General features: G+C 53.2%; 17 protein-coding genes and 3 pseudogenes. 5 read left to right on the forward strand and 15 right to left on the reverse strand.

Going from position 1 to position 19,973, the window contains the following annotated elements; all coding sequences use genetic code 11:
• Nucleotides 1-327 precede the first annotated feature (327 nt).
• Together NJT13_RS22460 and NJT13_RS22465 are read left to right on the forward strand one after the other, a co-directional pair.
• On the forward strand, nucleotides 328-1,497 hold the full coding sequence (locus NJT13_RS22460) for a thiolase family protein (RefSeq protein WP_254525751.1): 1,170 nt from the start codon (nucleotides 328-330) through the stop codon (nucleotides 1,495-1,497).
• Between the two features lie 470 nt (nucleotides 1,498-1,967).
• Entirely contained in the window at nucleotides 1,968-2,717 is a 750-nt protein-coding gene (locus NJT13_RS22465; protein WP_254525752.1) for an amidohydrolase family protein, read from the forward strand.
• A gap of 76 nt (nucleotides 2,718-2,793) precedes the next feature.
• On the opposite strand, the pseudogene NJT13_RS22470 reads toward NJT13_RS22465, so the two are convergent.
• The 8 genes and pseudogenes from NJT13_RS22470 to NJT13_RS22505 form a co-directional block, all read right to left on the reverse strand.
• Nucleotides 2,794-3,378, reverse strand: a pseudogene (locus NJT13_RS22470) (IS5 family transposase); the annotation flags it as partial.
• Between the two features lie 88 nt (nucleotides 3,379-3,466).
• Nucleotides 3,467-4,309, reverse strand: coding sequence for an MBL fold metallo-hydrolase (locus tag NJT13_RS22475; protein ID WP_254525753.1), 843 nt, complete (start codon nucleotides 4,307-4,309; stop codon nucleotides 3,467-3,469).
• Nucleotides 4,310-4,489: 180 nt separating this feature from the next.
• Nucleotides 4,490-6,112 carry an acetate--CoA ligase gene (locus NJT13_RS22480; RefSeq protein ID WP_254525754.1) on the reverse strand — a complete coding sequence of 541 codons (1,623 nt, stop codon included), beginning with the start codon at nucleotides 6,110-6,112 and terminating at the stop codon, nucleotides 4,490-4,492.
• Nucleotides 6,113-6,436: 324 nt separating this feature from the next.
• Complete coding sequence (locus NJT13_RS22485) at nucleotides 6,437-7,225, reverse strand: SDR family NAD(P)-dependent oxidoreductase (RefSeq protein ID WP_254525755.1); 789 nt, start codon at nucleotides 7,223-7,225, stop codon at nucleotides 6,437-6,439.
• Between the two features lie 101 nt (nucleotides 7,226-7,326).
• Nucleotides 7,327-8,211 carry an HpcH/HpaI aldolase/citrate lyase family protein gene (locus NJT13_RS22490; protein ID WP_254525756.1) on the reverse strand — a complete coding sequence of 295 codons (885 nt, stop codon included), beginning with the start codon at nucleotides 8,209-8,211 and terminating at the stop codon, nucleotides 7,327-7,329.
• 106 nt (nucleotides 8,212-8,317) lie between these two features.
• On the reverse strand, nucleotides 8,318-10,318 hold the full coding sequence (locus NJT13_RS22495) for a TRAP transporter permease (RefSeq protein ID WP_254525757.1): 2,001 nt from the start codon (nucleotides 10,316-10,318) through the stop codon (nucleotides 8,318-8,320).
• Between the two features lie 26 nt (nucleotides 10,319-10,344).
• Nucleotides 10,345-11,391, reverse strand: a complete 1,047-nt coding sequence (locus NJT13_RS22500; RefSeq protein WP_254525758.1) for a TAXI family TRAP transporter solute-binding subunit — start codon at nucleotides 11,389-11,391, stop codon at nucleotides 10,345-10,347.
• Nucleotides 11,392-11,526: 135 nt separating this feature from the next.
• Complete coding sequence (locus NJT13_RS22505; RefSeq protein WP_254525759.1) at nucleotides 11,527-12,690, reverse strand: acyl-CoA dehydrogenase family protein; 1,164 nt, start codon at nucleotides 12,688-12,690, stop codon at nucleotides 11,527-11,529.
• Nucleotides 12,691-12,842: 152 nt separating this feature from the next.
• Between NJT13_RS22505 and NJT13_RS22510 the strand changes: the two genes are divergently transcribed.
• Entirely contained in the window at nucleotides 12,843-13,598 is a 756-nt protein-coding gene (locus NJT13_RS22510; RefSeq protein ID WP_254525760.1) for an IclR family transcriptional regulator, read from the forward strand.
• 637 nt (nucleotides 13,599-14,235) lie between these two features.
• Here NJT13_RS22510 and NJT13_RS22515 read toward each other — a convergent pair.
• From NJT13_RS22515 to NJT13_RS23620, 6 genes and pseudogenes are all read right to left on the reverse strand, one after another.
• Nucleotides 14,236-14,499 carry an acyl-CoA dehydrogenase family protein gene (locus NJT13_RS22515; RefSeq protein WP_254525761.1) on the reverse strand — a complete coding sequence of 88 codons (264 nt, stop codon included), beginning with the start codon at nucleotides 14,497-14,499 and terminating at the stop codon, nucleotides 14,236-14,238.
• Nucleotides 14,500-14,658: 159 nt separating this feature from the next.
• Nucleotides 14,659-14,958 (reverse strand): acyl-CoA dehydrogenase family protein, encoded by a 300-nt coding sequence (locus tag NJT13_RS23215; protein ID WP_256549457.1) that lies wholly within the window; start codon nucleotides 14,956-14,958, stop codon nucleotides 14,659-14,661.
• A gap of 18 nt (nucleotides 14,959-14,976) precedes the next feature.
• A pseudogene (locus tag NJT13_RS23220) lies at nucleotides 14,977-15,192 on the reverse strand (acyl-CoA dehydrogenase family protein); the annotation flags it as partial.
• Between the two features lie 71 nt (nucleotides 15,193-15,263).
• Complete coding sequence (locus tag NJT13_RS23615; RefSeq protein WP_425499825.1) at nucleotides 15,264-15,545, reverse strand: hypothetical protein; 282 nt, start codon at nucleotides 15,543-15,545, stop codon at nucleotides 15,264-15,266.
• Nucleotides 15,455-15,790 carry a hypothetical protein gene (locus tag NJT13_RS22525; protein WP_254525763.1) on the reverse strand — a complete coding sequence of 112 codons (336 nt, stop codon included), beginning with the start codon at nucleotides 15,788-15,790 and terminating at the stop codon, nucleotides 15,455-15,457. Before NJT13_RS22525 ends, NJT13_RS23615 begins: the two co-directional genes overlap by 91 nt.
• A 15-nt stretch (nucleotides 15,791-15,805) precedes the next feature.
• Nucleotides 15,806-16,081 (reverse strand): annotated as a pseudogene (locus tag NJT13_RS23620) (winged helix-turn-helix domain-containing protein); the annotation flags it as partial.
• Nucleotides 16,082-16,677: 596 nt separating this feature from the next.
• Between NJT13_RS23620 and NJT13_RS22530 the strand changes: the two are divergent.
• Both NJT13_RS22530 and NJT13_RS22535 read left to right on the forward strand, forming a co-directional pair.
• Nucleotides 16,678-17,871: an acyl-CoA dehydrogenase family protein gene (locus NJT13_RS22530; protein WP_254525764.1), complete on the forward strand. Its 1,194-nt coding sequence runs from the start codon at nucleotides 16,678-16,680 to the stop codon at nucleotides 17,869-17,871.
• Nucleotides 17,872-18,084: 213 nt separating this feature from the next.
• Complete coding sequence (locus NJT13_RS22535) at nucleotides 18,085-18,786, forward strand: LLM class flavin-dependent oxidoreductase (protein ID WP_254525765.1); 702 nt, start codon at nucleotides 18,085-18,087, stop codon at nucleotides 18,784-18,786.
• A 43-nt stretch (nucleotides 18,787-18,829) separates the two neighbouring features.
• Here the strand turns inward: NJT13_RS22535 and NJT13_RS22540 are convergent, their stop codons facing one another.
• Nucleotides 18,830-19,831, reverse strand: coding sequence for an LLM class flavin-dependent oxidoreductase (locus tag NJT13_RS22540; protein WP_254525766.1), 1,002 nt, complete (start codon nucleotides 19,829-19,831; stop codon nucleotides 18,830-18,832).
• Nucleotides 19,832-19,973: the final 142 nt, after the last annotated feature.

Genomic DNA, 19,973 nt, shown 5'->3' on the forward strand with positions numbered 1-19,973 from the left:
TGCCGAGCATCGTCGACTCGCTCCGTATCTCGCGTTCGCTTCTCCGCCGTCGATCGGACCCGCTCGCGACGGGTGCGCGAATCGCGCCTGGAGAATGCGTAACCGTCTCATTCGAAATACTACCGATGACCACTCCGATAACACACTTAGGTCGTTATCAGTAGCCGAAACGCGTCGATGCGAAACAGATAACCAAACTGGAACGCTGATTGTGACAAAGTGGCACGATTGAGTCGCGTTAATCGGTTTGTTCAGTCATATATTTTACACACAATAGATACTAAACAAAGCCTATTACGACTGCGGTTGTTAGCAACACTCGTACCTATGAGAGACGCCGTAATCGTCGATGCAGTGCGAACACCGTTCGGTAAGCGAGACGGATCGTTTCGCGACACACATCCGCAAGACCTCGCAGCGGAACCGTTATCCGCCTTGCGCGAGCGCAACGGGTTCGAGCCGGAAACGATCGAGGACGTCATCTACGGCTGTGTGACACCAGTCGACGAACAGGGGCTCAACATCGGCAGACTCGCACCGATGGTCGCCGGCTGGGGCGATATCGTATCCGGTGTTCAGCTGAACCGGATGTGCGGTTCCGGCCAGCAGGCGACTAACTTCGCCGCGGCGAACGTCATGGCCGGTCAGCACGACGTCCTGATCGCGGGCGGTGTCGAGCACATGAGCCGCGTCCCGATGGGGTCGGACGGGGCTGATGGCGCAGACGGAGAAGGGTCCGTCACCGACACCTACTTCGAGCACTTCGACGAGTTGACCCACCAGGGCGAAGGCGCCGAGCGCATCGCCGAGGAGTACGGCTTCTCGCGATCGGGGCTCGACGAGCTCGCCGCCGACTCCCAGCGCCGTTGGAAGCGAGCCTGGGACGAGGGGCGGTACGACGATCAGATCACGCCCATCGAAACCGAACTCGACGGCGAGAAAATCGTTGTCGAGCAGGACGAACACCCGCGTCCCGGCACCGACGAGGAGACGCTGGCCGAACTCCCGCTATCGTTCCGCGAGGCGGGCGAGGGCTTCCACCACCCCGGCAACTCCTCGGGGATCGTCGATGGCTCGGCCGCGCTGTTGATCGCCAGCGAGGAGGCCGCCGAAGAACACGGGTGGGAGCCGATGGCTCGTATCGTCCAGACCGAAGTCGTCGGCGTCGATCCGATTACGATGCTAAAGGGGCCGATCCCGGCGACCGAGAACGTCCTCGAGAAGGCCGACATGGACCTCACGGATATCGATCTGTTCGAGGTCAACGAGGCGTTCGCGTCTGTCGTCGCGGCCTGGCTCGAGGAGACCGGCGCGTCCTGGGAGGACGTCAACGTCAACGGCGGCGCGATCGCCCACGGCCACCCGCTGGGCGCGACCGGCGCAATGCTGCTGACGAAACTGGCCCACGAACTCGAGCGCACCGGCCAGGACACCGCGTTGTCGACGATGTGCATCGGCTTCGGCCAGGGCGTTGCGACTATCCTCGAGCGGGTCTAGCGGCGAAGGCTCGGCTCGATGACCGCTGGCGATTGCGGCGGTCAGATCCGGAGAATAGAGTTCCAGCTATCCTCGGTACCAGTTTCCAACGAGTAGCCCAGAACTCGTGTCATATAACGGTGACCGATGTCTCCCATACTAACGAAGGACTCATCGGCAGATGCTTATCCTCACAGGGAGCAGGCGCTAACGGATACGATATCTACTCCCTGCCGCAGGTGACTGTCTTACTGACTTGCTCTCTGACGCCCGTCAGAAGCTATTAATAGCAGTATGTTAACAACAACCAGATATGATGGTGCGTACAACTGTCATGTCTCGGTTCGAAGTTGAACAGAAAAACCGGGGTCGAGATGGAGGGCGCCCATGTTATATCTCGAAGAGACGTTCGTGTACGACGCCGTCACGCACTCGTACAACATGGCCCCAGCGAACTACCGTAACGAACAGCACGCCGAGGGAATCACCAAATGCTCTTCGGGAACGTGTCAGCCGTCGTTCCCGATGAGTACACCCTCACCCCGGAAGGCTTCGTGCGGGATTGGGGCGTCGAAGAGACGGCGACCATGCTGTTCGAAGAAAGCTATACGGACATGGCGACATTCCATCCTGTCCCGATGTACGCATTTCATGACGGGTTGGTCGCCAACGACAAAGCGGGCGAAGTCGTGGACCGATGGCCCGATCGGTTCCGTTCCTACGCCTGCGTGGATCCGCTTCGAGACGGATGGGAGGGCGAACTCGAGGCACAGATCCAGGACTTCGATCCGCTCGGAATCAAACTGTATCCGTCCCACTGGAGCGAGGATCATCACGAAGGCTGGAGTATGGGGGATCCAGAGGTCGCGTTCCCCGTCTTCGAGAAGGCCCACGATCTCGGTATCGAGCTCATCGACATCCACAAAGCGATTCCGTTTGGGCCCGTCCCACGAGGGCCGTACCATCCCGGCGACGTCGACGAGGCGGCCGAGAGCTTCCCCGATCTCACGTTCAGTATCGTCCACGGCGGTTATTCGTTTACCGAGGAGACGGCCTGGCAGCTCGCTCGCTTCCCGAACGTCTACGTCAATCTCGAAGGGCTGCCGGCAATTTTTCTCGGTAACGAACGACGGTTCGGGGAGTTACTCGCTGAACTGATTAGTTTCCTCGGAGAGGACGGAATGGACCGGCTGTTCTGGAGTTCAGGGGCGATGTCCGTCCACCCGCGGCCCCCAACTTGAGGCGTTCCGCGACTTCGAATTTTCCGAGGAAGTTCGCAAGAACAGGCTGTGTTGACTCGCCATACGGCGGTGAATTTCACTGTTTGACGGCCCGTTTGATGTTATAGACGACACCCATCAAGGTGACTTCACGGAACACTCGATACCAGGCACGCGCTCGCTCGGCCACGCCGTGCGAGCGCTTGATTGTAGAGTTTACGGTTTTAGTCAATGACCACTGAACGTACCGGTCTTTGTCAATCCGAGCAATGTGAGCGTGATCGTATGGGGCGAAGATCCGATGTTTGATCAGTAGGCGAATGTCAAGTTCACGGAGCTGTTCGCGGAGCGCTTGCTTATCGTAGCCCTTGTCAGCGGCAAGTGACCGCATATCGCCCGCGTTTCGGCGGGCGATCTGCTCACAGAGGTCTGAGTCACTTCCTTTTAACACCGTCGAACAGTGGAGATCAAGAACAGCTTGCGTTGCTGTATCGACGGTTTTTGTGACTTTGAGCGTTTGTACGCGATAATTCGTTCGGTGGCAGTAGTGGCGGCTCGCACGATTTCGTTCGTAGAATGTTGCGTCAATAGCAGCGTGTTCAGAGGGATCGTGCTGCTGCGCCGACCGGCGCAGCAGCACTCGACAGACACTCATCTCGATCCGATCAAACGCCTTACACAGTCGTCATGAACAACCGAAGTCTTCCTGTTTCAACACCTTCGATTTACTGACATTCCTTGACGCCAACTAGTGATTCAACGCAGCCGTTTTAGCTCACATCTGGTTTAGTGATGACTTCGTTTCCGGCGATCCGATAGACACGACCCGGGGGTCGTTCGTCATTGGATCGATACGGCAACTCATCCGCGAGGATGGCTTGAAGCCCCTCGTGGTACTCATCTAGCAGCGAAAGTTCGTCGCCCGACATTGGCGGGTTGTGAGCCGTATACAGGGTATCGAAAACACCCTCATCGCGTAATTCCCGTAAACGAGCAAAGGTATCAACGTAGTCGTGGATGTCACAGCCTCCGAAGTGGATATACAGGTTTTGTTGTATGTGGATGACATCGCCACCATAGAGGTCGCCTCGTTCACGGTCCAGCGCACCGAGTTGGCCTGGAGCGTGTCCGGGTAAGTGGATGAATTCCAGCTCTCTATTCCCAATATCAACAACCTCGCCCTCCGCTACGTCTGTTATGTTGGACGCGGGCTGAATCTCATAATTCTCCGGATCGAAGCCGTCTGGGAATTGTCCTCCCTGATCACGCCATGAATCGATCCAACCCGAGAGGTCGACATGGAATTCCTCGGCGACGTAGTCCGAACGCACAGTGCCATCCGAGGGAAGTTCTGCGTTGTGAACCCGAACATCGTCGAACTGATGGGCAGCACCCATATGATCCCAGTGCGAGTGAGTGAGCACGACCGTCACGGGAACGTCAACAAGCGTCTCCACCATGGCTCGAAGATTGCCGATGCCGACGGAAGCGTCCAAGAGAAGCGCCCGTTCCTCTCCTGCGAAAAGGTAGTCGTTGAAGAAAGTGGCCTCTGAGATGCGCCAACTGTTATCGGAAATCTCTTCGATATCGAACCAGTCGTCCGTATCGTTCATACTGACGCCAACTCCCCGAACCGAGTTATACGTTCCGGCAGCCGTCCGAATACGCTTCCAGAAGGTTCAGAGTTCATCAGCCGCGTTTGGCAGTCGTCAGTGAGCGATAAAACGCAATACAGGTGCAGCATGGGAACAGTATAGGGGTTTCAATTGCATTCAAACGGAAACCCTGTCTGACTAGTCTGTGAGTGAACTCCGTTTTATCTTTCCTGTCACCGAAGTTGGAAACTCCTCGACGAATTCTACCTCACGGGGATATTCGTATTTAGCGAGTTGGTCTTTCACCAGTGATTGAATCTCCAGTTTGAGATCATCTGAATGATTCTCTGGTGAGTGTGTTTTCACAAACGCCTTAACAATATTCCCACGAATATCGTCGGGTACGCCGGCCACACCGACTTCTGCCACTGACGGATGCTCTATAATCGTATTCTCGACTTCAACAGGGGAGATACGGTATCCCGACGAAATGATCACGTCGTCTGCTCGAGATTTAAACCAAAAGTAGCCGTTCTCATCTTCCCGAGCGAGGTCTCCCGTCAAAAACCAATCTCCCTCAAAGTACTCTTCAGTTTCCACCTCGCCGACATATCGTTTTAGCTGAGCGGGATCTGGGCGCTTGAGGGCAATTTCACCGACTTCGCCCTGTTCAACCGGTTCCCCGTTCTTCCGAAGTTGGATTTCGTGACCTGGTACTGGACGACCCATACTTCCCTTCTTAACATCAAAAAAGTATTCACAGTTACATATCAATGGATTCGACTCGGTTTGTCCATATCCTTCTAAGATCGGAATCTCTCGGGACCGCCAGTACGTCAATGTTTCTGGAGAAAGTGCTTCTCCTCCTGAGACAATCACTCTCAGTTGAATATCATATCCAGAATCATTACCTTCTCGAAGTATATTTAGTGCTGTTGGGGGGAAATTACCGTGCGTAACGCCATACCGTTCCAATATCGATAGCTGCTCATCAGCTTTGAAAGAGGTGTAGTTTGAGCCGACGATCGTCTGTCCTGTAAGTAACGCGGGCATGATCGTTGTTAGTGATCCCATCCAAGACCAGTCGACGGCTGTATAATAGACGCCGTCGGTATTCACGTTGTACTTCATGTTAAATCCCGGTAACGTTCCGAGCATTACCCGGTGGGCATGCATCACCCCCTTCGGATCGCCTGTCGTACCGGATGTATAGACTAATAATGCATCTTCTTCTGCTTTCGTTTCTGCAGGAGAAGCCTCTACAGGCTGTTTGTCGAGGAAATCGTCAAAGTGATACTCATTTTCATGTTCGGGGCTCTCATCACCGACAATGATGATATGTTCTAACTGATCGAGATCGTTATATAGGTCACGAACTTCGTCTAAAAGATTATCGTGGACGAGAACTGCCCGGGACTCCGAGTGAGCTAGTCGGTACTCAAGTCCCTCGTCTCCAAGAATTACGGGCAGAGGAAGGGAGACTGCACCGTACTTCCAAGTCCCAGTATGACTGATGACGGTCTCTGGTCTCTCAGGAAGGCAAATACCAACAACATCGCCTCGTTCTATTCCGACCTCCGAGAGGGCATTGCAGAATTGATTAGTCCGCTGTCTTAACTGCCAGAACGTCCATATTTCATCCGCTCCCTTTTGATTGTCCCAAAAAAGCGCTACCCTTCCTCGTTTCTGTGCGTTTCGATCGATAATTGCCCTTCCTAAGTTGAATGTATTTGGTATTTTCCATTCAAACTCTTCTACTGCTTCTGAATAGGACTCATACTGCGCGAGATCATACGCCGAGAGATCCAGCTCGTCAACCATACCTACCAGTGTGTGAGATCTCCCCATAACTGTTTGGGAACGATCCACTTAGTCGTAGTGAATGTGGCCCACCTTCCCGCCCCTAAGGCCCACTACTTTCGATTCACTTCTCCTTTGGAATGTACGGATCAAAAATCTGAATCGTCTGTCCCAAAACGGAGGAGTCCCCTCCCAAGGGCATCCATTAGGTGACGAACCATTATAGCAAATTCGTCCTCTTTACACTGCTATTATTCTCCTGAGATATCCATATGATGGTTAGATTTGAAACACCATATCGTTCTGTACGACTGTTCTGTTCCTCTGTCTGGCGTTCGGCAATTTCTACTCTACATCATGATGCTCAGTATGTGGAATTCGGGGGACCCCCTCGACGACGATCGTTTCACCTTGGATATAATTAGCGGCAGGACTAGTGAGAAACTGCGCTACTGACGCGATCTCTTCAGGCAACCCAATCTGTCTATTTACGGTGTCCGTATCGATATCTGATGCTGAGATACCGCGTTGACTCTCTAAGCCTTCCGTAGCGACGAGGCCAGGCATGATTCCGTTAAGATTGATGTCATACTTCGCCCATTCGTAGCCAAGTGTACGAGTAAGTGAGTTTAAGCCAGACTTCGCCGCCGCATAGTGGGTCATCATCGGAGCACCATCCCTTGCTGCGACACTCGAGACGTTGATTATATGCCCTCCGTCGTTTTCGATCATCTTTTCGCCAACAATCCTAGAAAAGTTGAAGGTACCGTTCAGATTAATATCTACTATGGTCTTCCACGCATTTTGACTCAATTCCTCGAACGGTGCCTCGAAACTCGCGCCCGCGTTATTGACGAGGATGTCAATCTGACCGAGTTCGGTTTCTGTCGCTTCGGCGAGTGTCTCGATAGCCTCCCAATCGCGGATATCGCATTCTATCGGAAGTGCCTTCCCAGGTCGGTTACTGTCGTTGATCGCGCTCGCTACGGCATCTACTCGCTCTTGGTCGCGAGAGGAGACTACTACGTCTACGCCAGTAGCAGTGAACCGTTCTACAATCGCACGGCCGATACCAGTGGAGGAACCGGTAACGATAGCAGTATCGCCTGAAATTTCAAACATTGAATCAGTCATTTTTGCATCACCTCATATACAACGTCGATTTGATATAAATCTGTCTTCCTATTATTAGCCACATTCATTTCAAATTGAAAATATTTAATGTAATGCCCTTGCTATTCTCCATCGTGCGTTTTGTCCTTTTTAGCACGTTTCAGCAGTGCCCGCTGTTCCCTGATGATTGGGATGTCCACCGTTGTGCCATCCACTGTGATAAGGCCAGTCTCGTCACCGGCCTTCTCAAACGCTTGGACGATTCGTTCAGCATAAGCGATTTCCTCTTCGGTGGGTGCGAATGTCTCCTCAATTACTGGAACCTGCTCGACACTCGTTGCCAATTTCCCATCGAAGCCTATTGCACGTGCATTCTCCGCTTGTGACCGTAATCCATCAAGGTTGGATCTATGGAGATAGACGGTATCAATAGCGGGAACACCGGCAGCGCTAGCTGCCATCGAAGTAACATAGCGAGGCAGATCAATATCGGGATTTTGTTCCATCGTTGGCATGCCCATATATCTCCGAAAGTCCACACTCCCAAAGACGATCGCTTCGATTCGTTGTGAGGCATGAGCTATTTCGAATAGATTGAAAATAGCGCTTGGTCGCTCAATTAACGGTATGATTCCCATCGGTTGATCGGTCGCTTGGAGATACTTCTCGATATATTGCAGGTCCGATGCACTCTGTATGTCAGGCACGAGAAGGGCTCGGGGTGATACTGACGCTGTTCGAATTGCTTCTAAGTCTTTGAACGAATGTGGAGTATTCAGTGCGTTGATCCGGATGACGATCTCCTTCTCCAAGTCACCCCATTCTTCGATCGCTTGGACGGTAGTATCACGTGCAACATCTTTTAGCGCTGGACCGACGCCATCTTCGAGATCGATGACAGTAACACTGGAGTTGGCTTTTGTTGCGTCTTCGATGGACTTAACTGGGTCATCCAGGGCAGATTCTCGAAGGCCGGGAACAATGTGGTAACTTCCTCTGAGTTCCATGTTTCTACCTTGGGAAATGATATCATAAATCTACGGATAGATTCCTCATTGCGATATGTGTATATTTTATAACTTTGTCAGCTGCGACCGAAGTAGAGAGGTGCGCCTATTTGGTCCACTTGGGGATTGGGGAGATAGACGAAGGTCGCAACAACTGAACCAGATATAGGCAGAGGAGGAGCGAGACGATGACCTTCGCAGTGAATGGACCGAAGAAGATAACGAAAGCCATCGCTGCTCCGAAAATTCTGAAGGGCCATGTGAGGTTGCGGTTTCCATCATGGCCGATAGCAACCGCCGCGATAGCAAAGACACCGATGAACGTCATCGAGGTCATATAGGCTGTCCGGGGGAACGCCCAGTAGATAAGACTCTGATTATACGCAAATACAAAGGGTAAGAGAAAGCCAATGATCCCAATTCGGAAGGCCTGGAACGCTGATTTCAGGAAACCAGCATCAGCGATACGGGAACCCACGGCTACAGCCACGGCCACTGGTGGCGTAATTGCTGACAGCATCGCGAAGTAGAAGACGAACATATGTGCCGAGAGCGGCTTGATTCCTAGCTCTATGAGTGGAGGTGCAGTCAAGATTACCACGAGGATGTACGCGGCTGGCGTCGGCATGCCCAGTCCAAACATAAGGCTCGTTATCATGGCGAGAATGAGGACTAGGATAAGCGTTCCTCCTGCGAGTCCGATCATCTGAACGCTAATCTTCTGCGAGAGTCCGGACTGGGTCACCATACTCACAATGATCCCGATTGCCCCAAGTAGGCCAACGAGAGGGGCCATATCGATCATCCCCTGCCTTAGGCCAATGATAGTTTCTCTCGTCGTCTTCCGAAGCGCACTCAACGAAACGCCATCCGTGTACAGATTTGTTGCGAACTGTGTTATCATGGCTGTTATCAGAGTGTACAGTCCCGCAGTCAGCGGTGATAACTGCATTATCACGAGAGCATACAGTAGAACGCCGATCGCTGGAGCAAAGCGAAGTCCCTGTCGCAGGACAGCCAGTTTGAACTCTCCGTCAGCATCCGCCATCCACCCGGATTTGATCACAAGTAGATGGACGGCTATCGCAGTGCTACCATAGAAGAGCAGAGCAGGAAGTATTCCGGCCCGAACGACCTCTAGGTACGGTATTCCCAGGATATCAGCCATAAGGAATGCTGCGACACCCATCACCGGTGGAAGAATTTGCCCTCCGCTGGAGGCTACGCTTTCTATCGCTGCTGCGACCTCACCTTTGATGCCCTGATTTTTCATCATCGGGATCGTGAAGCTACCGGTAGTTGCAGTGTTCGCTGCAGCGCTTCCTGTGATCGACCCCATGATCATACTGGAGATTATCGCAATATGCACTACGCCTGTTCGGAAGACGTTGCTGAATTCCTCTCCGAGGTCGAGCAGAAATCTGGTCAATCCATACTGTGTTGCTACTCCTGCAAAGATGATGAATATCGCTACCCACGTTGCACCGACACCTAAGATGAATCCAAAGACGCCACGAAGTTCGATCGAACCGAACTTAATCACCTGAGTGACGGACATCCCTCCGTGACTGAGGATCCCCGGAAAGAATGGGCCAAAGAGTCCGTAGACTACAGAGAGTGCTATCACCCCTGCAAGAACGTTCCCGTACTCGCGTCTCGTCACATCGATAGCTAGGATCATCATGACCCCGCCAACAAGGAGGTCTATTTGCTTGTACCCTAGCGCTGGTGCATCCCATTGGAGATACTGCCAGTTAGCTAGCAAGTATGCTGTAGCAGCCACACTTGTTACAGCGAGAACGACACAAATTACGCTCTGTATGGGCGCACTGAATCGTCCGGCAGTGGGAAACCGGGATGACAGTTCGTTGATACGACCACCTCCCTCTTCCGTTAACTCCTCCTCGAACAGTTCATCGGGATTGATACTTCCCCAATATTGCTCGTGGATATCGACCAGATAGTACAACGCAATACTCCCACCGAAGAAGATGACGCTGTGCTTGGTTCTTGAGAACGGATATTCTACCGCGTAGTAGACCAGATAAACCGCTAACCCGACTCCTACGACGGTAATTAACCATCGGAGCCAACGAGATACGTTCATTGGTGATCGTTCAATTTTATCAATTGTTATTCTTCTCCTCGAGTGAACTCGTCTCTCCAGACACCCTGCTCTTCGTAGAAGTCAGCGGCTGCTGGGTGGAAAGGCATATCGAAGGTGTTCTCTACCCACCAGTCAAGCTCTGTTGCAGCACCCCACATAGCGTGACTCTCTTTGATCGCATCGATGTTATCGTTTAGCTGTGTTAGGTACTCGTACACAGCATCGTAAGTATAGTCGTTTCGGACGAGGAAGCTGTATCCGTGTGTGACGACCGCAATGGGGTCATGGATATAACTCCAGTTCTCCCGACCGCTCGTTTCATATTCCGTAACTAGTGTATACGGGTCTTGGTTGAGTTGCTGCATAGCTGAGTTAGGGATACCGACTGTTCGCAAATTTGCTGAACTCTTCGTCTGTTGGAGCCACCCTGTTTCAGTCGTCCCATTTACCGTTGCTCCGATTCCAACATCGAGACGGTCAGACTTCATGGCACTTGCTTGTTGCGTGAACTCAATACTCCGACGTTGATAATCGATATCCAAGACGCTGAGCGCGTGGTCTAGGGCCTCTCCAGAACCAGACCCTTGGGGTCCGGGAGAAACAGAATGATTGGATTCGATATCGTTTATTGTTTTGATATCTTCGTTGTTGGTGATGAAGAACCAATTCACGTCGTAAAGATGGAAGACCTGATTCGGTGTGAAAGAAAGATCGCTGAAGGGGTCATCTCCCTCGTTTATGAGACCTGCCGTGTAGGTTTGCGTGTATCCCATGTCAGCCTCCTCATTTTTAAGGCGATTGATGTTTGCTCGCGAGCCCCCTGGTCGAGCATCCACCTCGATATCATCACTCGCTTCATTAATTTCGGCGGCAGCACCCTGCATCATGGCGTGACCTGCCGAATCCGATGGGCCAGATACGACCACCATCGAGTCGCTTCCACTGCTGTTTGAACTATTCGCACACCCGGCTAAGGGGGAGGCCAAGAGTCCAGCAGCGGTTGTTTTCAAGAAGTCTTTTCGGCTGATATTACCCACCCTGAAATCTGAGGTCTCTTTCGGCTTGTTAGCCATAACCACAGTGTTAGCACCAATCCATTTAAACGTTTCTATACATTATAATTCATGGATGGATATATATTACCATGGCCTCCTATTCCAAAATAGTCAGTTTCAACGATTCAGGGGCTAGACTGGCCGAAACCGCATTTATTCGTATAGATCGCGGGCAATGACTGTGCGGTTTACTTCATTCGTCCCTTCGTATATCTGCGTTCCTTTTGCTTCGCGCATGTACCGTTCTACGGGATAATCTGTTGAATATCCACGCGACCCATGGATCTGCACCGCTTCAGTAGCGGCGTCCATTGCCACGTCCGTGGCGAACGTTTTTGCCATCGAAGCTTCTTGAGTTACTGAATCTGCACCGCCGTCTAGCCGTGCCGCAGTCTGATATGTAAGTAACCGTGAGGCCTCTAGATTCATTTTCATGTCCGCCAATTTGAACGACACTCCCTGAAAGTCACGAATCGGTTGACCGAACTGTTCACGCTCATCGGCGTACTCGGTGCTGGCGTCAAGACATCCCTGTGTTATCCCTACAGCCTGTGCAGCAACGCCGATACGCCCAATATCCAGCGCCTGCATTATGTACTGGAATCCCTTTCCTTCTTCACCGACAAGGAACTCCGCTGGCAGGCGGACATCGTCATAGATTACTTCGCTTTCCACGGCCGCATCGCCCTCCATACAAGGAATATTTCTAATGAATTTCAGCCCGTCGTATTCCTGTGGATCCGGAATCGCAAACATACTCACGTCGTTATGATTTCCGGTATCATCCGTCCGCGCGACTACTAAGATGAGATCTGCAATTTCACCGTGCGTCGTCCACACTTTGTGGCCGTTTAGGATATACTCGTCACCGTCTCGTTCTGCAGTGGTCTCAAGTGCATTAGCGTCGCTTCCAGCCTGCGGTTCTGTGAGCGACACCGCAGTGATTTGATTTTCTGTGAAGATATCTCGAAGCCACTCCTTTTGACGCTCCGTACCCACGTTCTGAAGTGTATGTCCTATGAGACCGCAGGATAGGGAGAGGACGCCAGCCGGGAGCTTGTAGACACGGCTGATCTCCTCTACAGCGATAACGAACGAGCGAGTGTCGAGACCCTCTCCTCCAAATTCTTCGGGGACGTTAATACCATATAGTCCTGCATCACCGAGTACATCTATGAGCTCCGTGGGAAATTCGCCGCGTTCCTCGTACTTTTCGATAGCCGGTTCAATTTCCGTCTCGGAAAAGGACCGGACTCGTTCACGAAAGTCATGGTGGCGCGGTTCGAGGCCAATAGTGTCGTGCATTGTTAACTCCATTCTATGAGAGACACTATCTCCGATTTATATCTTGGGGGTGAACGTAGCAATCGCCCTCTTTCCAAGAACACCGTCTCCACTTCTGGCAGATGATCGTGAATCGGTATCATCGGACAAGATTGATACCGTTGGATTTCATACTATGGAACAGAATGGACCCCGAACCACCGATCAAAGCCACAAAAACCACGTTCACCATCATCGAAACGCTCATAGATCTCGATGGAGCCGGTATCTCAGAATTAGCAGACAACGTTGGAATTCCAAAGAGTACTGTTCATAATCATTTGAATACTCTTAATCAATTGGGATATGTGTGCAAAGATGGTAGCACTTACCAAGTTGGTACGCAATTTATCCGCCTGGGATCGCAACTCCGACGCAACCACGACATATACGGCGTTTCAAAGCAGGAAATAAAGAAGCTGGCCGAAAGTACTGGCGAACACACGAGCCTCATGATAGAGGAGAATGGACGTGGGGTTTATTTTCACACGGTGGAGGGATCTACTCCGCTCAAGGTTGTTACTATCAACGGTATGGCCACGAAACTCCATACTACTGCGCCAGGAAAGGCCATTTTAGCACATCTTCCGGAGGAAGAGCGAGAGTCGATATATGACACACACGGACTTGCAGCTACAACATCAAACACGATCGTCGATCGATCAGAGTTAGAATCACACCTCGAACAGATTCGGGAACAAGGATATGCGCTCGATACAGGGGAGACACTAGAAGCAATGCGTGGGGTAGCGGCGCCTATTGTCCACAACAACGGTAGTGTACAAGGTGCGATAAGCGTTTACGGCCCCCGTCGACGAACAGACATTGATGAATTCGAAAGCTCTATTTTAGATGATATTCTCCACAGTAAAAATGTGATTGAAGTTAATTTAAGCTATTAAGTCACACTGCCTCTGATATTTAACATTCGATGATGGTGAACGGAACTGGTACGAGATTCTGCTTTACTTCTCTCTCGTTTGTACTCCAAAATGCTTCTATTACAGTAGTACGGATGTAAAAGCCGGACGGCAAAAGACGATGAACTTGTTCAAGATGAAAATTTTATTCATTTACATAGATAAGATTTTCTGATATTCCATCATTGAACGACTAGGATGGCGTTTGGATAATATCGAATGTTAGCCAAGTCGATCTGGGGGAAGCAAAAAATAAATCCGTCACTGGATACAGCGTCTTTCGGTCAATCTCAAGTGAATGTCGCTTATCGGTCGTTCACGAGCAACAGATTCAAAACATTATATAATAATACATACTTGTAGAAATTTACCATACTCATAGATCATGCACACTACGATTGTACTGATGGCTACGCAACGATCACACTCAACCGACCTGACGTCTACAACGCCTTCAACGAGGAAATAATCCTCGGACTGAACGGCGCGCTCCAACGTGCACGCGACGACGAACACAAGGAAGCGACCCAAGCGTTCAGCAAGGGGCGCGACCCCGACTACGACCGAGAGTTCTCCTCTTGATCCTAAATTCGCTCTCCAGTGATCAAACGCCGCGGGTTTAAGCGAGGGAGGAAAGGCCGTTGCGTTTGAGGGCCGCCACGATATGATTTTCCTGGATTTCGTCAGTACCGGCAGCGAGTCGGCGGTTGCGAGCGAGTCGGTAGAGGTATTCGAAGGGATGATCCTGCTGGTAGTCGTTAGCACCGTTAATCTGCAGCGACTCACTAATCACGTGCCTGACCATCACCCCGGACGTAAGCTTCGCCAGCGAGGCATCCATACGATCGGGAATCCGGCACTGATCGCCGCGGCGGTAGGTCACGCGCGCGAGGCCTCGAGTTTCTTGGCTATGTCGACGAGTTTCCACTCATACCCTGAAAATCGGCGATCGGCTGGTCGAACTGGTCGCGCTGCTGGCCGTACTCGAGTGCCTTCTCAAGGGCACAGCAGTTGCTGTTTGAACCCCTCCTTGCCGCGCGGGTCAAGGCGTGCGTTTCGGGCACCACGATTCGTGCATACGGAACTGAGTCTGGGTGTGTTCGGCCATGTTCGTATAGTGTTGTTCGATCTTGACGTTGTCAGCGGTATCCTCAAGATTGACGACGTCCGAGCCCATGCCGTCAGGGAATTTCGCCCAGACGACAATGGCCGACGCGTGGGGGATATTGCTCACCCAGACTTTCTCACCGTTCAGGATTAGGTCATCACCATCCTCTTCGACGCGAGTAATCATCGCGCCAACATCGGAACCGGCTTCGGGTTCGGAAATCGCGATCGCGATGCTCTCGTCGCCGGCGGTGACGCCTGGTAGGTAGCGCTCTTTGACAGTCTCCCTACCCAACATTTCGATCGTCCGCGGGGCAACCACCTGTTGGTTGTAGAGGTATTCGGCAGTGGCAGGACAGATTCGGCCAACGGCTTCGATACTGAGCATAGCTTCGAACTCTCCCATACCGCCACCGCCGTACTCTTCAGCGATATTCAATCCGAGATACCCGCGATCGGCGAGCAGTTCGACGTTCTCGTGGGAAGGTTTAGTTACGGTCGTAACTTTTGCAGTCTCTCAGCACTGAGAAACCGCTCAGTCTAGGCATCTGCAAAGCTGATCTGCTCTGCGTACGATTCGTACACAGAGCGGACGAGATGCCGAAATGCGTCAGTATCTTTGACGTCTCTCGGTGAAAGGTCGCGGTGAACGCAGTTCCAGATTTGTTGGCTCGGCTTAAGACGGGGATAATAGCGTGGGAGTGGGAGACGCGTAATATCTAGCGATTCAATCACGTGATCAACGAGGGTAGCGAAATGTGAGGAGAAATTGTCGCAGACGAGCAGAATCCGGCCGGCCGGATTCTGCTCTCGGATTCGCAAGAAAAATCCGCGAAGGACTCTTTTGTTACGTCTGGCTTACACTGAACGACGCTCTCACTGTTTAACGCGTAGAATCCAAGCACTGCAACCTCGAAATTCTCAGTTGGCGTTTCTTTTTCAATCGTCGGTGTCCCGAAAGCCCACAGCCGACGGACAACCGCCGTCGGCTGTAGCCATGCTTCGCCGAGGAATCCAACCAGAATACCGCCATGAGTCACGAGGTCGCCGTCCTCATCCCCGGTCAACTCGTCGAGCGCCTCCTAGAGGCGATTGTCAAGTATGTTATCGGCATTTTCTGGTCGATCAGGGCTTGTTGACTGTGGAATCGAGTAATTCAGGCCGTATTGTTGAAACAACCGAGAGACGTGACGCTTCGAGTATGAAACACCAAACGCACTCTCGATTAATAGCTGTACTTCGGAGGCCATCCACGGCTGATGGGTTTCGAGAACGGATTTCAACCGCTGTTGTTGCTGTGCAGGAAGTTTCAGCGGCTTGCCGCCGAAACTCGGCCGCAATCCATCGACACCAAATTCATTCCACTGATCGACCTACCGACCAACAGTAGTTAAATCAGTGCCCATGCGTAGGGCTGCCTCCTCTAAGGTATCGCCGATATAGAGCGACTTCAGACACATAAGTCGGCGAACGAGGCCTGCCTCGTTCGCCTGCTGAGACTTATCTATCGCATCGTTTAACTCTCTGGGGAGAGATGGCGCTTGACCTCTTTCTACCGACCAGTCATGACGACATCTTCACGCTGAAACAATGCAAAAGTAGCGGCGTTCCATATTCTTTCCCACGAGAACGTAGTATCGGAGAACTCCTTTCGGGCGAGGTCCTCCAGCGACGATACAGCCATCTCTTGTTCGGTATATAGGGATAACCTCACGACCACCATCACAGCCTCCAGAGTAAAGTCTTCCGTTGATTCGAGTATAGCTCATGTCGACAATAACATAGGGACTGAGAGATGCTGTGGAGATCGATATCACCAGTATAGTCGTTCACTCAGAAACGCTCTTCGCGAATGTGGTATCTGTCGACAGGCCGACTTTGCGATCGGGAATTTTTGCTGGTTGTCCGGGTGGCTCGATTTGAAAGCAAAAAGACGGAAGACGGGTAATTTATTATGAACGGATATAAATGCTATCATGTGACAGTACATCTAACACGGCAGGAGCAGGACCTTCGAGCAACCGCGAGAGCATTCGGGGATGAGCATATCACATCCGTCGCGATGGAATACGTCAAGTCGGGAGAGTGGCCATGGGATGTATTCGCCAAGGCAGCGGACGCGGACCTAATTGGTCGATCATTCGACCAAGACATCGGCGGAAACCAGGCATCACTGGTCGAAGAGTGTCTCGTCGCCCAGGAGTTCTGTCGCGCCGACTCCTCGGTCGGCATTGCCATCAACGGCGCGACCGTCGGCTGTTTCGCCGTTTCGTCGTTTGGTAGCGACGAACAGCGACGTCGCTGGTTGCCGTCGGTGGCCGACGGCGAGGCGACGAGCAGCATCGCGCTGACCGAACCCGACACCGGCTCCGCGCTCTCAAAAGTCACCACTACTGCCAAAATCGACGGTGACGAGTACGTGATCAACGGAGAGAAAGACTGGATCGCCAACGGCGTGAGTAGTGACTGGGTTGCGACGCTCTGTCGTACGAATCCAGACTCGAAGGGGCCCCACCATGGACTGAGTCTGATTGTGGTCCCAACAGACGCCGACGGCTACGAAGCGCAGGCACGCAACCGACTCGGACTGGACGCGGCAGAACACGCAACGGTACACTACGACGACGTACGGGTTCCCCGGGAGAACTTGCTTGGCGAGGAGGAGGGTCAGGGCTTCTCCCAAATCCTCGAGTGGCTTGAGCACGGTCGTATCGAGATCGCAGCTGCACACCTAGGCATGGCTGAAGGCGCGTTCGATCGCGCGCTCGCGTATGCGAAGAAACGCGAACAGGGCGGCCAGCCGATCGGTGACTATCAGGGCATGCGCTGGAAACTGGCCGACATGCATAAGCAACTCGAAGTCGCCAATGCGCAAGTCTACCGCGCAGCGCGGTTGGTCGACCAGGCTGAGGCCGGTGAAGATGTCGTCGAGAGTACGACTGACCAGGCCAGCATCGCAAAGCTGTACGCGACCGAAATCGCCTGCGATGTCGCCGAGGAAGCCGTCCAAGTGTTCGGGGGTAACGGCTTCGCCCGTGAAAACGAAGTTGAACACTTCTACCGGGACGTCAAAGCTGGAACCATTTACGAGGGTACCAGCGAAGTACAGCGGAACACAATCGGTAAGGTGCTGTTCGATGAACTCTGACATGGAGTTCGGCGTGCTCCTGCCGACGCTCGGTCACCATGCGTCGCGAGAGGCAATTCAACAGTTGGCGACGACAGCGGAAGATTACAGCTTCGATGCGGTCTGGGCTGGTGACCACATTACATTCCCGCCGAAATCCCGGACAAGTACCCCTTTTCACCGACGGGTGAGTCGCCGTTTCACATCTCACAGAACGCCTATGACCTGTTCGGAGTGTTGAACTACCTTGCGGGGGTCACTGACAATATCGATATCGGGTCAAGCACCTGTATCGTTCCTTACCGGCACCCAGTCGTGCTGGCGCGCAACGCTCTCACTGTGGAAGCGCTCTCGGACGGCCAGTTCGACTTCGGCATCGGAACCGGATGGATGAAAACCGAGTTTGAGGTGCTTGACGTACCATACGACGAACGCGGCGGTCGAACCGACGAGTTTCTCGCCCTCTTTGAGCGGATCTGCGAAGAAGGAGAACTCGACTTTGACGGCTTGCATCACAGCTTTCAGGAGACGAGCTTCCACCCTGTTCCTGGCGACGATCGGCCGAAAACATGGATCGGCGGCCGGTCCGGCGCTGCGTTCCGCCGCATCGGACAGTATGGCGACGGCTGGACCATCTTCTGGGACCGGCCGGACGACATCGCATCTGCCCGCGAGCGTATCATGCGAGCATGGCGGGATTTCGACCGTGACAGTGAACCAGAGATTGCGCTAACTAGACCGATACGGCTGGGATCAGGCCCCGGCCTCGACGACTCTCGACCGCTGGTCGGCGATCCGACGTCCGTCATGGGCGACATCGACGCATACGCCGAGGTCGGCGTCACGCGCATCGTGCTCGACTTCTTCACGACCGACATCGAGGTTCAACTCGATCAGGTCCGGCGGTTCGGTGACGAAATCATCGCCGCCCGATGAAAGCAGGCAACGAGAACGAGACGCGTCGCGAGGTAACCAGTGATCAACGCGTTGCCGGCGGCAATGCTTCGACGACGGCCCGGTGAACGTCACTCGTCGCACCGCGTGGAAAGCTAATGAGCGCGGTGTCGACTGTCTCGAGGATTTCCAAGAGTCGTTCGCGTCCGTACCTGGGCCTTCCAGCAATACCGATGGCATCGAGGAGAGGGCGCGTGACCGCCGAGACGGCGACCGAACGCTGCCCGTCTTGCCATGCGTCGTGGATTTCGTGTGCTTCCTCGTGGAATCCATGCTCGGCAATGACGTCCCGATAGAACGCTGTAGAGCCGACGTACGTCGCGACGTGTTCGGCGAGGAGTTGCCGAGCCTCAGTCGGATCCTCGCTGATGGCAGTCGGGATTGACGGACAAATACGGGGTGAGCCGTCGGTTGACGCCCGTTTCCGGGCGTCTGCCAGTGCCGATTCCAAGGTCGGTAACGGGAGCAGGTGTGAGATCCACCCATCGGCGTGATCGATGGTCATCGCAAGGTTCGTTCGTCCGAGCGCCCCGTTGAACACCGGGATAGCCGCTCCGTCAGCACGGTCGAGTGTAAACCCATTCAGCTGGAACACCTCGCCGTCGTAGTCGATGGTATCACCGGAAAGCGCCAAGTTAAGAATTTCAATCGTCTCCCGGAGGCGTCGAAGCGGCCGGTCGAACAGCTGGCCGTGGAACCCTTCCACGACCGCCGGCGTGCTGGCGCCAATACCGAGAACGAACCGGCCGTCGGTCGCCTCGTGTAATGCGAGTGATCCGGCTGCGAGCGCCGACGGCGTTCGGGAGAAGCCGTTGACAACGCAAGTTCCGAGTGCGCAGTCGACCCGTTCAGCGACGCGGGCGAGCAGGACGAGTGGATCGTATCCCCACCCGCCAGCCGTCCAAACGGAGTCGAAGCCGGATTCCACTGCGTTGACGGCGAGGTTGAGCAGGTCCGTTCCCGGCCGATCGGAAGGAAGAACGAACCCGGTCCGGGGGTACTCGAATGGTCGGTTCTCCCCAGTCATTGATTGGCCACTACTGCCATCGACACCTCTCGTTGAGTTCCTTGACACCCGATGTGCGTTCCGACAGAGAGCAGTTGGCGATGCGACGGTCGGTTACGTCTGCATACGTACATAAAGGTGAGTCGTAGACAGACGACTTATG

It is taken from the genome of Natrinema caseinilyticum (assembly GCF_024227435.1).
Taxonomy (GTDB): domain Archaea; phylum Halobacteriota; class Halobacteria; order Halobacteriales; family Natrialbaceae; genus Natrinema; species Natrinema caseinilyticum.

Excerpts from the sequence above, each read along its gene's own strand:
- NJT13_RS22475 (WP_254525753.1), bottom strand. The coding sequence starts at position 4,309 with ATGAACGATACGGACGACTGGTTCGATATCGAAGAGATTTCCGATAAC.
- NJT13_RS22465 (WP_254525752.1), top strand. The coding sequence starts at position 1,968 with ATGCTCTTCGGGAACGTGTCAGCCGTCGTTCCCGATGAGTACACCCTC.
- NJT13_RS22500 (WP_254525758.1), bottom strand. The coding sequence starts at position 11,391 with ATGGCTAACAAGCCGAAAGAGACCTCAGATTTCAGGGTGGGTAATATC.
- NJT13_RS22495 (WP_254525757.1), bottom strand. The coding sequence starts at position 10,318 with ATGAACGTATCTCGTTGGCTCCGATGGTTAATTACCGTCGTAGGAGTC.
- NJT13_RS22540 (WP_254525766.1), bottom strand. The coding sequence starts at position 19,831 with ATGACTGGGGAGAACCGACCATTCGAGTACCCCCGGACCGGGTTCGTT.
- NJT13_RS22530 (WP_254525764.1), top strand. The coding sequence starts at position 16,678 with ATGAACGGATATAAATGCTATCATGTGACAGTACATCTAACACGGCAG.
- NJT13_RS22510 (WP_254525760.1), top strand. The coding sequence starts at position 12,843 with ATGGACCCCGAACCACCGATCAAAGCCACAAAAACCACGTTCACCATC.
- NJT13_RS22460 (WP_254525751.1), top strand. The coding sequence starts at position 328 with ATGAGAGACGCCGTAATCGTCGATGCAGTGCGAACACCGTTCGGTAAG.
- NJT13_RS22485 (WP_254525755.1), bottom strand. The coding sequence starts at position 7,225 with ATGACTGATTCAATGTTTGAAATTTCAGGCGATACTGCTATCGTTACC.
- NJT13_RS22505 (WP_254525759.1), bottom strand. The coding sequence starts at position 12,690 with ATGGAGTTAACAATGCACGACACTATTGGCCTCGAACCGCGCCACCAT.
- NJT13_RS22490 (WP_254525756.1), bottom strand. The coding sequence starts at position 8,211 with ATGGAACTCAGAGGAAGTTACCACATTGTTCCCGGCCTTCGAGAATCT.
- NJT13_RS22480 (WP_254525754.1), bottom strand. The coding sequence starts at position 6,112 with ATGGTTGACGAGCTGGATCTCTCGGCGTATGATCTCGCGCAGTATGAG.